This is a genomic window from Alkalibacillus almallahensis (genome assembly GCF_011761495.1).
In the GTDB taxonomy this organism is placed as follows: domain Bacteria; phylum Bacillota; class Bacilli; order Bacillales; family Alkalibacillaceae; genus Alkalibacillus; species Alkalibacillus almallahensis.
This window is the reverse complement of sequence record NZ_JAASRU010000025.1, coordinates 1-14,590: the sequence shown is the minus strand read 5'-3', so window position 1 is coordinate 14,590 and position 14,590 is coordinate 1. Positions and strand designations below refer to the sequence as shown.

Sequence of the window (14,590 nt, the reverse complement as noted above, 5' to 3'; positions counted from 1 at the left end):
CATCCACCGTAAGCGGATCACATGATGCCAACGGCCACCATCAAACCTTCACGCTAAATTGTGTATCTACCCCAACAAATATTTTAGAGCCTCAATTTATCCGCAATAAAAAACGCCCGCGATATGCGGGCGCTCCTAATATCTCTACTTATTTTTCCATCACTTCGTCGATCAAGCCGTATTCTTTCGCTGCATTTGCTGACATGAAGTTGTCGCGATCAGTGTCGCGTTCAACTACTTCGTACGGCTGACCTGTACGTTCGGATAGGATTTGGTTTAGCTTCTCGCGCATTTCAACAATACGCTTAGCGTGGATTTGGATGTCAGAAGCCTGACCTTGCGTACCACCTAATGGTTGGTGAATCATCACTTCACTATTTGGTAGGCCATAACGCTTACCATCTGCACCTGCAGCTAGTAAGAATGCACCCATTGAAGCTGCCATACCAACACAGATTGTTGATACATCTGGCTTAATGAATTGCATTGTGTCATAAATCGCCATACCAGCTGTGATCGAACCACCTGGTGAGTTAATGTATAGGGAAATATCTTTGTCAGGATCTTCAGCTGCTAAGAATAACATCTGTGCAACAACTGAGTTTGAAATGTTATCGTCAACTGGTCCACCTAACATAATGATGCGGTCTTTTAATAGACGCGAATAAATATCATAAGCACGTTCCCCGCGGTTTGTTGATTCAATGACTGTAGGAATTAAATTCATATCGTGTCACTCCTTAATTACATGTTTTTATGTTATATGTTTATCATACCTGTTTGGTCAAGAAAGGTCAAACGAAAAACTTAATCCTTTTGACCATTATACATCTTCCCAATTTGACGACCGATTAAACGTTGATCTATCAAATAACAAAGACTTCTTGCAAAAGAAACCAGAACGAATTATAATGACTAATGCAGTTCTTTTTTAGCCCTCGTGGTGTAACGGATAACACACAAGATTCCGGTTCTTGTGATAGGGGTTCGATTCCCTTCGAGGGCATTCATTAAACACTCGCCATTCCGGCGTTCATCAAACATCAGAACCTTCGATTACCCCTCGAAAATATAGACTATCCGTTTTTTAAAAATAACACGCAAGACTAACACGAACCTACAACTCGCTTCCGCTTGCATTTCTTGTAAAAGGAGAATTTTATGAGAAAAAACGCAAGTAATTTAAACTCTCAACCGAAAAGCCATCGAAAAAACGGAATGAAATTGGATGACAAAGCATTAGAAGCCGTTAAAAAATTTGATATAAATCGGGAAGGGATGAAGAGAAAATCTGTAACATTTAATGTAGCAGTAGATGATTTTATGGATTATTGTGATTTAAAAGGATTAAGAGAAGACACTAAGAATTATTATGAAAAAGAATTGAAACAGATTCGATATCATTTAATGGATTTAAATATCACTGAACCCCTATCAAAGGATAGGAGTCATCTAACCGAGAAATATATTTATGATACTTTAAGATTCATGCAAGAAAAAGGATATAAAGTGAGTACAATCAATTCGAGATTAATGAATTAATTATTCCATTGGCATTTTCTATATATAATTCATCAATTTCTGTTTCAATTAAATTATCCGTCAAATAATGATGTTCGAAAGCATTAACAGCTTTTTTATGTTTTTCTTCCATAATTTCTTCGAAACATTCTGTGCACAAATTGTCGATTTTTGAATCCAAATTCCATAACAATAATTACATAGCTTAAATAGAGAACTTAATATAACAAAGGCTATCCGTTAAGTCTTTAATTATTTAATATTTTAATGAAAACCTTCTGATGATTGCTTGTAATATAAGTTCTTCAGAAAAAGGAATAATACCTAAACTTACAAGGGTTATTGATAATTAATACTTAGAGTATTCCAAAATATACACAAATTATCATATAATAGAGCTGGCTTAAATTTCTATCGATAGATTTAGGAGGAAATGAAGTGGAAAGCTGGACACAAAATGTAATAGATTTTCTTTCAAAGAATGAGGATAGCAGTATAGCAGCATATGTGATAGATTGGATTTTCCTTTTGGGTGTACTCTGTCTGCTTATCTATATTATAGTTAAATTCTATTTATTAAAAAAAGAGTCAAATAATGATAAGTTCATGAGTTCTATTATTAACAACGGATATGATGTATTTTGGGATAATGAAACGTATATCAAGGAAAAGAATAAGAAGTTTGATGAATTAATTCATTATTCCTATAATATAGAATTGAACCACAAGAAGAGGTTTTTAACTCTTCATGAGCAAGAAAAATTTTTAGAAGAAAGATTAATGGAAGTTGAAAATTTATTAATAGAATTAGAAACAAAAAGTGAAGAAGCAGAGCAGTTTAGGTTTAATGAACTAAGTAAGCAAATTGATAATGCATTCTTTCATATGTTGGATGTTAAAGAAGTGTATGGTTTAGACCACTACTCCTTTATAAATATAAATGAATACTTGAAACAAATTTTAACAGAAGTTAAGAATGATTACTCAAAAAAACTTCAAATAATATCGAAAGGAATAAAAGGGGAGAGAAATGTAGAGTCACATTTATTAAACTTAAAAGAAACTAATGAAATTGATTTTTGGAATGGTGTTTATCTAGAGGTCGAAAATAATACTTTTGAAACAGATTTTTTGTTGTTTTCAAATAAAGGACTTTTTTCTATAGAGGTGAAAAATATAGGTGGGGGAAATAGTTATGATTTGCATGTTTCCTCAGATGGACAGTGGAGAAAAGTCTACAAAAATGGCAAAGAAGAAGTAATTCAAGACATAGTTTCTCAATCTAATTATCACATCACATTGACTCAAAAATTGATTAATAAGTATAAGCGGGAAACAGGTATTGAAATACCATTGGTTGAACCAATATTTGCAATAGGCAACGATGATGTAAAATTAGAGAACGATTCAACATTATTAATATTTAGGGGAAGCTATATAGTACATTACATCAGGAAACAGTCTGTAATAATAAATGATGATGTAATTAATGATTTTAAAAAATGGTTAGAACAGTTCGTTGTTCCTGAAAGAACATATCCAATTAAAGATTACAGTTTTTTGTTGAATAACATAGCCAACTTCTTAAAAACAAATGATACTGATTTAACCTATTACGAGAATAAAGTTGAAGGCATTTCTAATGATATTATACACAATCAATATAAAAAGATTCCGAAAGATTTGAAAAAAGAGTTTAACTTGAAGTGAATCGTATGTATTAAGATTGCTTATATATACTCTATTCTTATTATTGTAGGTTCGCTAATATGCTCACAATGCACCTTCTTTTTTGTTGTTTAACTGTTATATATTAAGTTATGTTAATTAAACGAAGCGGTTTGTATGAAGTGTCAACAACAGTTTGAATTTCCCTAGTTTCTATAACTTAGTTGGTTGAATACCAGCTTGTTTCTTTTCTCTTAAACGATAGGATTCACCTTAATATTGAATGAAGGTTGTTGAATAGTGAACGATTCGATTTAGCATGGCTATGGCCAATATATCATCGCCAAATATCTTTCCCCACTCGATATATGATTTATTAGAGGTTAGAATCATCGCAACCTGTTCATATCTTCTTGAGATAATTTGAAATAGCGTATAAGCACTCAATTCATCAAAACTGAAATATTCAATCTTATCCATCACCAATACATCGGGGCGATAATACCGTTTGATGATACGTTGTAGCTCCCCCTCTGCTTATGTGGTTTTTGACACTCTGATATAAAATCATTTGCCGTTATAAATAATGCTGAATGACATTGGGTCATAGCTTCTAAAGTCATGGCTATAGCTAAGTGCATTTTGCCAACACCAGGCGGACCTAGAAGGATGACATTCTCACCATGGTGGATATAGCTATCAGTGAGTACTTCGCGCACTCTTCTTTATCGAGGCTTGCTTGAAACGAAAAGTCAAAATCATGAATGGTTTTTATATAGGGAATCTTAGACTTTTTAACCCTTTGATTGAGTATAGCTTGCTGCTGAATCTCTAATTCTTTTGTTAAAAGGATGTTTAAAACGTTGAATATGGTACATTATTTTTAGATGCGTCTTCTAACAGACCATCTAGCTGGTCTGCTGTAGAAGTTGTTGCTAAGCAAATTATAAGATGGGATCCGATGAAGTTATTAGAAATGGGTGCTCCTCTTGATGAATATCATAAAGAGATCGAGATGATTGTTGAGAAAGCCTTAAAAAGTAGGGACGAAATAGAACTAGCTGAAAGTATCGTATCCATTTTAAAACTAACAGGTAATGAAGATTTAAATTTTGATAAAACACTCGTAATCTCTCAAAATATATGGAAAGAAATATATGAATAATATAGTAACGACTAGTCAGCCACTAATCGATAAACATATGATTAGTGGTTTTTTGTATCAAAATTCCTGAAAGGTAGGTGTTATTCTACTATGAATAAAGTTTATATTTTCCCTGTTATTATAAGAAAGGAGTTTGAGAGTTCTCAATATAATTAGACAAATTAAAATAAGGAGTGACTGATGATGAATAAACAAGTAGTGATTGGTTGCCGAATATGTAAAGACTTTTATGAGATAACTAATGGCTTTATCCAAATACCTAATCACCTATTGTTGTTGACTGCTTATGAACCTCCTGATCTTGATATGTTATTTTATAATAACCATACTTGCACGCTGTGTGAACAGACACTATACATAACACCGATGTTATATCAATTCTTTGTTGAATTTACATTAAAACCATTTGATGTAACAGTTCATGAAACCAGTATCGGTATTAAAGATTCAACCAATGAAGGTGAGATGGATTTAAATGAAAAAGAGTTCTATATTAAAGGTGTAAATACTTCTAGAGATCTATTAACGAATGACAATGACCTATCTTTATTGAGTGATGTGATGGAAGAGTTTAATTATAAGAGTTGGATAATAAGTGTTGATACATTGGACTAGTTTAGGATAGCGCATCAACTTTTATGATATGTTCACATTTCTTACAATATATTCATTTTTCATATGTCTTATGGTATAGTGGGTTCAAATCTATTGAAGAGTAAGGTGACATAAGAGTATGAAGTACAGCTTAAATATATTAATAATGTTTGGAATAATTCTAGGATTGATTGTAGGCTTGCCAACAACGGTTGTGGCAGAAAAGGAATTAGTTGAGTGCGAGATGACAATTGATGCTAATAAAAATACAGAAGGTAATTTAGCTCAACCGACTGGGAAATGCCAAGGCTATGTGCAAGGTGTTTATGTACCTAGCGCTGACCAATATAATATATTTGGAGCAATGACTTCTGGTGTAACACAAAATGGCCAAGTTTTTGAATTTGCGACAGGAAAATTTAATACAAAGTTAACGGTTTACCTTGTTGAGCCAAAACAAGATAACATAAACAATAATGATTCAAATGATGACAGCAAATCTGAACAAGACTCAGATTTGGGTTCTGAAGATAGCTCAAACAAAGAAGAAAATACTCAGACAGATAACAACAATGACGCGAACCAAGAGTCAGACGATAGTTCTGAAAAAGAATCTAACAACAATGATTCATCACAAGACAAGGACAAAGACTCGAATGACAAAGAGAAACAAACAGACGATAACAAGACAATCAATAATGACAAGAACACACAACAATCTAATAACAACCAAGAGTCTAATGCTAATCAGTCAAACAATGACAATACAGCAGATGAAACCGATACAAAACAATCAGCAAGTGAAACATCAAACAATAAAGCTGATGAATCGTCTGAAAGTAACAACTCAAATGATACAGATAAAGAAGAAAACGATGCTGAAAATAAGGAAGATGAATCCAATAATGAAGATAAGGTTGATCTAACAGAACACAATAATAGCAACCACTATAAACCGATACGAGATAATGTTGTGACAAATCCTGCTGAACAAGAAAATGATCAAGGTAGTAAAGAAAAAGAAGATGAGGTAGATTCGGAGGATAATGGATTCTTTCAAAATATGTTTAGTTATATCAGTTCATTTTTTCAGTCATTAATGTTTTGGGTATAAATTTACATAGAAGATTAAAATTTACACAAGGGAATTGTCTGACTGCGAGCAGCTTTTATAATCTATTTGGCAGGAAATTGTGCAGGTTAGGTGAACTTATTTAAGAACAATTAAGATTAGCTGTTTCTTAATTTGGACCTTTGCCATACGTGGTTTGAGACCTAATTAAGATAATTAAGACTACAATATCGTATGAATAACATAATGAACTTGCTCAACTATATTGAACAGTTTCATAAAGCATATACGCTTGTTTTAAATATAAAACTTAGAAGAAAATATATGTCCAAACGTCAAAAAGATTGCTTTTAAAGGAATTCAAAGAACAATTAGTGCGCCTTTATACATCAAGAAATCCTCGAAATGTTTGTTCTTGCTCACGGGTTTAATCAAATTTGTATCATTGAATTAAAGAATTACTTAATCCTTCTTGATTAAAATCGAAAAATCTTATCGTTTTGTATGAATTGGTATTGAAATACCAAATTTTCTTCACATTTTTTATTAAAAGGAGTTAAATTTACAATGAAAACATTTAATATCACGCTAACATTTGCTGTCTTAGTATTGATTGCTAGTAGCGTTACATATGCATTCGTTAGTGATGAAAACCCAGAAAATGTTGATGCAACAGAGGCTGAACATGACAAAAAAATTGAACTTGAAAATACTGAAGAAATAGAAAATAAAGAAGAAAGTAGTGTATCCCAAGAGCATGCACTTCTTGTAGAAAATCAGTTTGATTATACGGATGGTTTTGCTCATTCTGATTCAAAACAAGAAGATGACACTAACGAAGAAAGAAGTGTTGAAAAAGAAAGCGGAAATAAAGAGAAACAAGATAACAAGCAATCAAATAATGAGGACAACAATCATACTGTAGAAAATACATCAAATGATAAAAGTAACACTCACGACACAACAAGTGACGAACAAGAAAAAGAACAAAAACAAACATCTAAGAATGATTCGTCAAATAGTAACGAAAACATTTCTTCTGAAAATAAGTCTGCTAAAGATTCTAAATCTAATAATACAAAAGAATCTAATGATAATTCAAATGACAATTCGAATAAGACATCTAAGGAAGAAGCACAAGATGAACCAAAGGAAAAAAATGAAAAGGAAGAAAGTGAGCCTAAAGAAGATTCCGAGCCAAGGAAGCAAAGTGGGTTTGATACAGCGTTAGAATCTGAGGTTAATGGATACTTAACACACGATTACAATGGGAAACAGTCGTCTTTATTTAATAGCTTGGTAACAAATCTAGCGACAGGACAAACAAGCTCTTCAAGTGCTAAATCACAGATACTAGGTTTAGGGAAGTGGGAGGAAAACTACAAAGGTTTTCAACAACTAGTAGTTAACGACAATTTAAGAGTTGGTGTTTTTCAAACGAAGCAATCAGATGGTGTTAAACTTTATCAGGAATTAATGAGCCATGCAGGAGGAAATCCAGGGAATGTCGAGTGGAGAAAAGCGAAAGTTTATTATGATCAAAACAGTAAAAAATATACTGTTTCATATATCATCTTAGGTTTCACCTATACTAAAAAGCAGTGATTATATATAAATGAAAAGGTTTGGGATAAAGAAAATATCCTATGTATCTTTTAAGTTTGAAATTAATAGTACTTCATTAGGAAGTAATAATTATAGGGTATAAAAGTAAGGAAGGCGGTTAAAAGTACATAATTCAATGGCATGATGTTACAAGCTTGTATTTTATGCCAGGCATAATGTAGCTAGGTCAAACTATTGGCTGATTAATAGGTCTTATATAAATAGATTAGTCTATAAATAACAATTAAGTAACATTTTTTGAAGTAGTGATTTCAAATGCTACTCAATTTAAATTTTAAATTGATACGGACTTTGGTATTTACAAAAATATTGAGATTATTATATGTATAAACCTTAATTTCACACTCTACTCAATCTTGTGAGGGATAAAAATGAAAAATGGGTTCATCTATTACTTAGAGGAGATGAGTAAATGGATTTGGACAAAAACATAAACTGCTTAGAGCTTTATCGTGATAATCTTACAGAGGGTAATTCCATAAATAGTTTCGCAGAATACAAGATGCGAATAAAACAAAAGGTATTAAAACCAAAATGTGAGTGTGATTCGCTACCAGAAGTAAAAAATAAACTGGCAGATCTTTATGGAGAATCTGATTATACTGATACGCTCATTAGTCCTCAAACTTATGTAAAGAAATATCTGCGTTATTTTCACTCTGCTTTGTTAGTATACAGTAGTAAAATTGATGATTATAAAGTACCAAATATTACAAGAGTGCAAGAACAGATTGTTAGTTACCTAAACCTAAATATAGAACCTAAACGAGTTGATAATCAGTCTGTGTGGGCATTCTTTATCAAAAACAAATTAGAAATCATGCAAAAAAGCGAACCAAAGGCATTTGATATAATGAGCGAATTTTTAGATGTAGTATATACCATACCTAATTTTAGTAGCATATGTGAAGGTTTTAATATGGGAAGATCTAATGAAAAGACCAATGATAATTTTCTAATCGCTTTATATCATATAAAGGATTACTTCGATAAACGAAGAGAGGGACGTTCAAACTTAGAACTTCGTGATGTTTTGGCAGAGTTTTTGGATGCTAATATAATCAATGGAAAAGAAAAACTAACTCAAGATGAAGTTATTAGCAGGGTGCAAGATTGGCTAAACAAATATTCTAGTTTTGAAAGTTTTGTTTATAAATATAAATTACAAGTTTTTTTGGATTCCAATTATGAGCCAGTAACATTATGGCCTGGAATATATGAAGGTGTACTACTTCCACCAAAAGAAGATTTTTTAAGTAGTATCGATTTTCTAACTACAGCAATAAAGGATAGAGGAAGGTTATTGCTGTAGCTTGAGGGGAACCCTAATATAGAATGATGACTAAGGTTGCTAGCGACTAAATGAAAATTTAACTATTAGAAATCAAAGGTGAACTAAAATGCCAATAATTTATTCTATTAGTGATATCCACGGTTGTTATGAACCGATGATTGACGCTTTGCGTTTAGTAGATTTAGATTCTAATAAGAATAACAAGCTAATTTTATTAGGAGATTATGTGGATGGTGGAACGGAAAGTTGTAAAGTGCTTTACTATGTAAAGGAACTTGAAGAAAAGTACCCTAAGCAAGTGATTATCCTTTTGGGAAATCACGATAAGATGTTCATTGATTGGTATACTTCCATCACAGACGAGTTACAATGGCTTTCGCATGACGTTAATCTACTTACTATTAAAAGCTTCTTTACCAGTGAACAGTTTGAAATCATTGAAGACCAACCAGAACTAAGAAAAGGAAACTATTCTGAAATAAGTGAATATCTTATAAAGGAAATTAGAAGTCATCATTCAGAATTATTGAATTGGCTGTCTGAAAAAAATAAGTTTTCTCCCTTTTATGAAACGGAGAATCAGATTTATGTTCATGCAGGTATCTGTGAAGAAGATGAAGTACTTTGGAAACATGCAACTAAGCTAGATGAGTTTTTTTGGAAATACCCAGCTGAAACAGGTACTTTTTTTAAAGATATTATTGCCGGTCATATTTCATCGGTAGAGGTAGCGGAGGATAAAAGTTATCAAGGGAGAGTTTTTTGGGACGGGCAAAGTCACTATTTTATTGATGGCGATACAGTGAAGAGTAAAGTAGTTCCTTTACTTAAATATAATTCATCGACTGGAAAATATTCAAGTTATATGAAGAAAAGCGATGGAGGATGGAAAGAATATCAAATAATAAAGGGTAAGTGAGTAATACTCAATAATTATGCCCGTCCTACTGTAATATATTATCTTATTGCCAAGTTAATTATAATAAGAAGTTAAGTAATATTAAGTTATCTCAAAATTAATAAATTAATCTTTTTTGAGGTTAACTAAGTCAATTAAGTCAAAGATAATTTTTTATAATGTAAAAATTAAAGTGAGACACTACAAAGTTCTTTTTGCATTAATTTTGCACCCTGATACAAGAAAACGTTGTTATATTGGTAAATAATCAAAAGTTATAATTTCCTCCGAAGGAATTAACTATTAAAAAGGGGACAAGCTTATAAAATATTGAATGCAGTTTCAAAAGAAGCTGGTATTGAAGAAATAGGTATGCATACTTTAAGAAAAACATTTGGCTATCACTTTTATCAAAGGACGAAAGATGTTGAACTTCTACAAGATATTTTTAATCTTTCAGCACCATCAATAACTCTTAGATATATTGTTAATAAAATTTTCGCGGTAATTTAAGGAGGAAGTAAAATGAAACATGAATTAGTAGATTATAGACTTGGGGGATGGTGTTATTATGGTGAAAATAATAGTCAAAGCCCAGCGTTAAAAAAAACTGATAATATAGGTAAATTTATGACCTATGGAAAAGGAGATCTTTCTAACGAACTGCAAGAATTAATACTTAAAGCAATCAAACAAGGTGTCACACCGTTAGTTAAACATAATGACCTTGAAATGCTTGGTTTTAATCCACGTTCAACAGATGGTTCATGGGTGATTATTTGGTATTCAAATGACGAAAGAGAGAATTTAAAGAGTTTAGCTAATTTTTTGATCGATCATGAGTTAGTACCTAAAACCAAGTCTGGTAGATATTATAATATCTCATTTAAATATGACAATGAAACTCGAAATGGTGAATACGGCGAACAATTTAAACCGTCAATTAAATTGGAGGATCTAATGGATTTAAATACAGGGGAATTTTATTAAATTGTAATGAATTAAAATCAAAATAGTTTATGCAAAATTCACACAAAAAGAACCTTGAACACTGTTTTATTAGTGTTCAAGGTTCTTTTTGTGTGCTCTGAGCGCCATTAATTAATATGTAAGGTTAGTAGGATTGGTACTTTATATAAAGAGTAATTGTAACTGAAATAACTGTTCTTTTTAAACATTAAAAAAGGGTGATGAGGGGGTGTAACCGTCAAGTAGAATTAAACAATTTTCCACAAATAAGATTAAACAGTCTAACTAATTGACGAATATTCATTTACTCCTCAAAAATAGATTGTCGATACTTCATGCAAATGCTCTCAGCATCCTCACTAAATGTAATCACTTCACTTCTGTGAAGCAATCGATCTAATATAGCTGTAGTGAAGGTTGAATCGCCTAAAAATTTTCCCCAATCACCTAGGCCCTTGTTAGAGGCCAGAATGAACGCAACTTTATCATACTTATCATAAATAAACTGGAAGAACAGGTTGGCCTCTTGGGACTCATAAGTCATGTACATGACATCATCAATAATGATTAAGTCAGAATCCCTAATGCGTTTGTAGCGTGTTTTTGATTTTTTGATATACTCGCGTGTTTTCAAAACGTACATGAGATGGTTCATCGAGATAAATGACACTTGATATCCTTGCTCGACAGCGTGAACGCCCAAAGCTATAGTCATGGCTTTTGAAGCTATGATCCAAGGTCATTCAGCATTATTTATAACGGCAAATGATTTTATAATAGAGTGTCAAAAAGCGCAAAACAAGGGATGTTACAACGTATCATCAAACGGTATTGTCGCCCGATATATTGGTGATGGATGAGATTGGATATTTCAGCTTTGATGAATGGAATGCTAACACGCTATTTCAAATTATCTCAAAGAGATATGAACAGGGTGCGATGATTCTAACTTCTAATAACCATACGTCGAGTAGGGAAAGATATTTGGTGATGATATATTGGCCACAGCCATGCTAGATCGAATCGTTCACCATTCAACAACCTTTAATATTAAGGGAGAACCCTATTGTTTGAGAGAAAAGAAATAAGGCTGGTATTCAGCCAGATAAGTTATAGAAACTGGGAATTTCAACCCGTTGTTGACACCATAGAAGCTTAATCCTCTTCCGTTTTGTTAGTCTGGCTGATTCTTACAAAAGGAAATCTTGTCATTTACATAAAATAATTAATACTCCCAACCAAAAACACCACAACGAAGTGTTTTTGGTTGGTTTAAAATAATTAATACTTAAATTTATCTTTAGAAATATTCTTCCCAATAAATATCGCTTGGATCTTTGTTTCCATGACTGTAATTATATAACCATTTCCAAGAGGAGTTATCATCCTGTCTATATACCCCAAAAGAAGGAAATTGGCTATGACTACCACTCATTGATACAGACCCATCGCTGTATATGTTTAATGGTTCTATGTCTATTGATAATGGCGGTGCAGCATCGCTTACTAATGGATTTTGTGCTGCTACGTCAACGGTATACCTAGATAAGTCTTCACCTGCTCCTGCCATATATTCATCATGTGAACATGTACAAGTACCTGTGTCAGTAGCCTCCAATACATAATTGTCATTATACTTTCTTGTTTGCCCTATGTCAGTTGAACTATATGAGTTTCCAGTATCCCAATAATGTCTTATATCATATTGAACTCTATGGGAGCCGGAAACAGCAGAATGTGAGCGGTTGTCTCCTCCAAATAGTGCAGAAGAAGTTGGGTCATTTACAAACTCTGGATTAATATGTGCCCTGATTCGGATAGTAGTTTTATTCAAATCAGAACTTAGACTATTAAATTCCTCATCTTCGCTTTCGGTCTTCAGCTCATTTGTTTTATCGTTATTTGGTAAAGTCTTTGCAGAACCACTATACATTCCTACCTTGCGGTTTCCACTTTCTTCATCTTTGTTTGAATAGGCTTTAATAATATAGTCGTGGCTAGAATTGGGATTTAGATTTTCGTCTAAGTATTCTTCATTAGTTAATTTTGCTATTCTTTCTTTCCCTTTATATATCTCATAAAAATCTACATTATCAAATGGTGTCCATTTAAAACCTATTTCTTTTTCATTGCTCACTGTATCTACCATTAATTCAATGTTTTCATTTTCTATAGGTGTGAATACCTTAATATAAATTTTATCTATCTGATCCCCTGTTTCGTCAAATGCAACTAAATTGTATTCATTCATACTACCTTCTTTTAGACCCTCATGGTGAAAGGAGTTTTCCTCTCCAGAATAAATCACTTCATCCTCATTTAATAATTTATAAGTATGGGCACCATTGATATCTTGCCAGTCTAAACTCACAAAATCTGTACTTTTTTCAATATCAATTTTCTCTAAATTAAATGATTTCTCTTCTGCCGAGACACTTGTAGTAAGTGTAACCATAGACATTACTAATAAGATCAAAATACTGAAAACTAGATAACTAACTTTATTCACTTTAATCCCTCCATATAATTCTTTTAGCTTAAAATGTGTAATCAAATACTATTGATAATAAATACATTACAAAATTAACACCCCCTTTTTTACAAGATGGTTCTCTGAAAATTAAACTACACCTTTTCTACTCTAGTCTTTACAACTAGGTTATTATGTTTCTTAAAGTTTAACCTGTTTTTTATATCAAAGAATGTAACCGCTTAAGAATTTGGTAGGTTAAACATAACTACAAAACTCTTAGATATTTGATCAAATAAGTCTTAATTTAAGATTTTTTATAACTAATAGATTATAACTGTATTGGTTTTGAAACCATTTATATGCCGCTCAGTAGTCAGATGGTAAAATAATAATTCGTCTATCTAGCGGTTTTCATTATCCAAGGAAACACGTTTTAGTTTTCATGATTATCCCCACGGGACCAGCTCATAGTTATGAAAAGTTCATCACACGTTTATTTGATAGAAGGTTTAATCAATTCGTTCTGTTTATTTTTTATTATCTAATTGGCGAGAAAGTAACCACTCAACGTGTATACCTAAAGTTAAGCATCAATAATGCTGTGCTCACACATCCCGGGATATCGCTAAAAATAGTCCGCTTGGCACAGATATAGACTAAAATATCTAGTTAAGACGATTAGTATGATAGACTAACTAGCAAACCTAATAGAATTGGTTTGTTACAAAAATTGTTGTTCCAACACCAAAATTAAAGTATTTATTAATCAAAGATAAAAAATTGTTTACACTCTGAGAATTACTTTTCAATCTTTATTTTCGTTTTCAGCTTTATATTCAGCATTAGCAAAAAATGCTATTAACCAACAGATTAAAACCGTAATACTAGAAGCTGTATACACTGGAATTGACCACCAATAATTTGTGAAAAGCATAATAAAATATAACATTGGGAAGAAAAAAGCTATTAACAAAGGATATAAAACTATTTTGGGTTTATTTAGATTAATTAATATTAATATTGCACTGATTAAAATATATAATATAGATGTAGTTTCAATTATCGACACATTATCGCCCCTTTTAAAATAATGTTGGTGGACCATTTTAATGAACATTTTTCCTGAGGAAACTTCTGAAGGTCGTAAGTAATTCTGTACTGTCTTCCAATTGATATCTTATCTTTTGAAATTTTGTTGGAATTGAGATTTTAGTTACCTCGATTGTAAAATTAAGCGAGACACTATAAAAGGACATGTCATGATATACTCAACCCATAACCTACCAAAGTTAAGGAGAGTGTATCTGACA

14 protein-coding genes, 1 tRNA gene and 3 pseudogenes are annotated in these 14,590 nt (G+C 32.1%); 13 read left to right on the top strand and 5 right to left on the bottom strand.

Features of this window, described 5'->3' with window-relative positions; translation table 11 throughout:
• Positions 1–148: 148 nt before the first annotated feature.
• Positions 149–727: an ATP-dependent Clp endopeptidase proteolytic subunit ClpP gene (gene clpP, locus FHR85_RS14085; protein ID WP_167264367.1), complete on the bottom strand. Its 579-nt coding sequence runs from the start codon at positions 725–727 to the stop codon at positions 149–151.
• Between the two features lie 207 nt (positions 728–934).
• Here clpP and FHR85_RS14080 point away from each other — a divergent pair.
• The 3 genes from FHR85_RS14080 to FHR85_RS14590 all read left to right on the top strand — a co-directional run bounded on the left by FHR85_RS14080 (position 935) and on the right by FHR85_RS14590 (position 3,231).
• Positions 935–1,006, top strand: a tRNA-Arg gene (locus tag FHR85_RS14080).
• Between the two features lie 155 nt (positions 1,007–1,161).
• Positions 1,162–1,542, top strand: a complete 381-nt coding sequence (locus FHR85_RS14075; protein WP_167264365.1) for a hypothetical protein — start codon at positions 1,162–1,164, stop codon at positions 1,540–1,542.
• A 417-nt stretch (positions 1,543–1,959) separates the two neighbouring features.
• Positions 1,960–3,231: an NERD domain-containing protein gene (locus FHR85_RS14590; RefSeq protein WP_167264363.1), complete on the top strand. Its 1,272-nt coding sequence runs from the start codon at positions 1,960–1,962 to the stop codon at positions 3,229–3,231.
• A gap of 231 nt (positions 3,232–3,462) precedes the next feature.
• On the opposite strand, the pseudogene FHR85_RS14065 reads toward FHR85_RS14590, so the two are convergent.
• Positions 3,463–4,003, bottom strand: a pseudogene (locus FHR85_RS14065) (ATP-binding protein).
• Between the two features lie 147 nt (positions 4,004–4,150).
• Between FHR85_RS14065 and FHR85_RS14060 the strand changes: the two are divergent.
• The 8 genes and pseudogenes from FHR85_RS14060 to FHR85_RS14025 all read left to right on the top strand — a co-directional run bounded on the left by FHR85_RS14060 (position 4,151) and on the right by FHR85_RS14025 (position 10,828).
• The gene (locus FHR85_RS14060) at positions 4,151–4,354 is read left to right on the top strand and encodes a hypothetical protein (RefSeq protein WP_167264361.1); all 204 of its coding nucleotides are present in this window, start codon (positions 4,151–4,153) and stop codon (positions 4,352–4,354) included.
• A 183-nt stretch (positions 4,355–4,537) separates the two neighbouring features.
• The gene (locus tag FHR85_RS14055; RefSeq protein ID WP_167264359.1) at positions 4,538–4,969 is read left to right on the top strand and encodes a hypothetical protein; all 432 of its coding nucleotides are present in this window, start codon (positions 4,538–4,540) and stop codon (positions 4,967–4,969) included.
• A 118-nt stretch (positions 4,970–5,087) separates the two neighbouring features.
• Complete coding sequence (locus FHR85_RS14050; RefSeq protein ID WP_167264357.1) at positions 5,088–6,062, top strand: midas domain-containing protein; 975 nt, start codon at positions 5,088–5,090, stop codon at positions 6,060–6,062.
• Between the two features lie 525 nt (positions 6,063–6,587).
• On the top strand, positions 6,588–7,625 hold the full coding sequence (locus FHR85_RS14045) for a hypothetical protein (protein WP_167264355.1): 1,038 nt from the start codon (positions 6,588–6,590) through the stop codon (positions 7,623–7,625).
• Positions 7,626–8,058: 433 nt separating this feature from the next.
• On the top strand, positions 8,059–8,958 hold the full coding sequence (locus FHR85_RS14040; protein ID WP_167264353.1) for a hypothetical protein: 900 nt from the start codon (positions 8,059–8,061) through the stop codon (positions 8,956–8,958).
• Between the two features lie 88 nt (positions 8,959–9,046).
• Positions 9,047–9,859 (top strand): metallophosphoesterase, encoded by an 813-nt coding sequence (locus FHR85_RS14035; protein ID WP_167264351.1) that lies wholly within the window; start codon positions 9,047–9,049, stop codon positions 9,857–9,859.
• Between the two features lie 282 nt (positions 9,860–10,141).
• Positions 10,142–10,351 (top strand): annotated as a pseudogene (locus FHR85_RS14030) (tyrosine-type recombinase/integrase); the annotation flags it as partial.
• A gap of 12 nt (positions 10,352–10,363) precedes the next feature.
• The gene (locus FHR85_RS14025; RefSeq protein WP_167264349.1) at positions 10,364–10,828 is read left to right on the top strand and encodes a hypothetical protein; all 465 of its coding nucleotides are present in this window, start codon (positions 10,364–10,366) and stop codon (positions 10,826–10,828) included.
• 283 nt (positions 10,829–11,111) lie between these two features.
• On the opposite strand, the pseudogene FHR85_RS14020 reads toward FHR85_RS14025, so the two are convergent.
• A pseudogene (locus tag FHR85_RS14020) lies at positions 11,112–11,522 on the bottom strand (ATP-binding protein); the annotation flags it as partial.
• A 137-nt stretch (positions 11,523–11,659) separates the two neighbouring features.
• Here FHR85_RS14020 and FHR85_RS14650 point away from each other — a divergent pair.
• The gene (locus FHR85_RS14650) at positions 11,660–11,824 is read left to right on the top strand and encodes an ATP-binding protein (RefSeq protein WP_424923988.1); all 165 of its coding nucleotides are present in this window, start codon (positions 11,660–11,662) and stop codon (positions 11,822–11,824) included.
• Positions 11,818–11,895 (top strand): ATP-binding protein, encoded by a 78-nt coding sequence (locus FHR85_RS14645; protein WP_424923989.1) that lies wholly within the window; start codon positions 11,818–11,820, stop codon positions 11,893–11,895. Before FHR85_RS14650 ends, FHR85_RS14645 begins: the two co-directional genes overlap by 7 nt.
• A gap of 212 nt (positions 11,896–12,107) precedes the next feature.
• Here the strand turns inward: FHR85_RS14645 and FHR85_RS14585 are convergent, their stop codons facing one another.
• Together FHR85_RS14585 and FHR85_RS14000 are read right to left on the bottom strand one after the other, a co-directional pair.
• Complete coding sequence (locus tag FHR85_RS14585) at positions 12,108–13,316, bottom strand: DUF3238 domain-containing protein (protein WP_167264341.1); 1,209 nt, start codon at positions 13,314–13,316, stop codon at positions 12,108–12,110.
• Positions 13,317–14,085: 769 nt separating this feature from the next.
• Positions 14,086–14,349: a hypothetical protein gene (locus tag FHR85_RS14000; protein WP_167264339.1), complete on the bottom strand. Its 264-nt coding sequence runs from the start codon at positions 14,347–14,349 to the stop codon at positions 14,086–14,088.
• Between the last annotated feature and the right edge of the window lie 241 nt (positions 14,350–14,590).

Coding starts and splice junctions, on each gene's coding strand:
- FHR85_RS14045 (WP_167264355.1), top strand. CDS start 6,588: ATGAAAACATTTAATATCACGCTAACATTTGCTGTCTTAGTATTGATT.
- FHR85_RS14040 (WP_167264353.1), top strand. CDS start 8,059: ATGGATTTGGACAAAAACATAAACTGCTTAGAGCTTTATCGTGATAAT.
- FHR85_RS14060 (WP_167264361.1), top strand. CDS start 4,151: ATGAAGTTATTAGAAATGGGTGCTCCTCTTGATGAATATCATAAAGAG.
- FHR85_RS14035 (WP_167264351.1), top strand. CDS start 9,047: ATGCCAATAATTTATTCTATTAGTGATATCCACGGTTGTTATGAACCG.
- clpP (WP_167264367.1), bottom strand. CDS start 727: ATGAATTTAATTCCTACAGTCATTGAATCAACAAACCGCGGGGAACGT.
- FHR85_RS14650 (WP_424923988.1), top strand. CDS start 11,660: ATGGATGAGATTGGATATTTCAGCTTTGATGAATGGAATGCTAACACG.
- FHR85_RS14075 (WP_167264365.1), top strand. CDS start 1,162: ATGAGAAAAAACGCAAGTAATTTAAACTCTCAACCGAAAAGCCATCGA.
- FHR85_RS14055 (WP_167264359.1), top strand. CDS start 4,538: ATGAATAAACAAGTAGTGATTGGTTGCCGAATATGTAAAGACTTTTAT.
- FHR85_RS14025 (WP_167264349.1), top strand. CDS start 10,364: ATGAAACATGAATTAGTAGATTATAGACTTGGGGGATGGTGTTATTAT.
- FHR85_RS14645 (WP_424923989.1), top strand. CDS start 11,818: ATGCTAGATCGAATCGTTCACCATTCAACAACCTTTAATATTAAGGGA.
- FHR85_RS14050 (WP_167264357.1), top strand. CDS start 5,088: ATGAAGTACAGCTTAAATATATTAATAATGTTTGGAATAATTCTAGGA.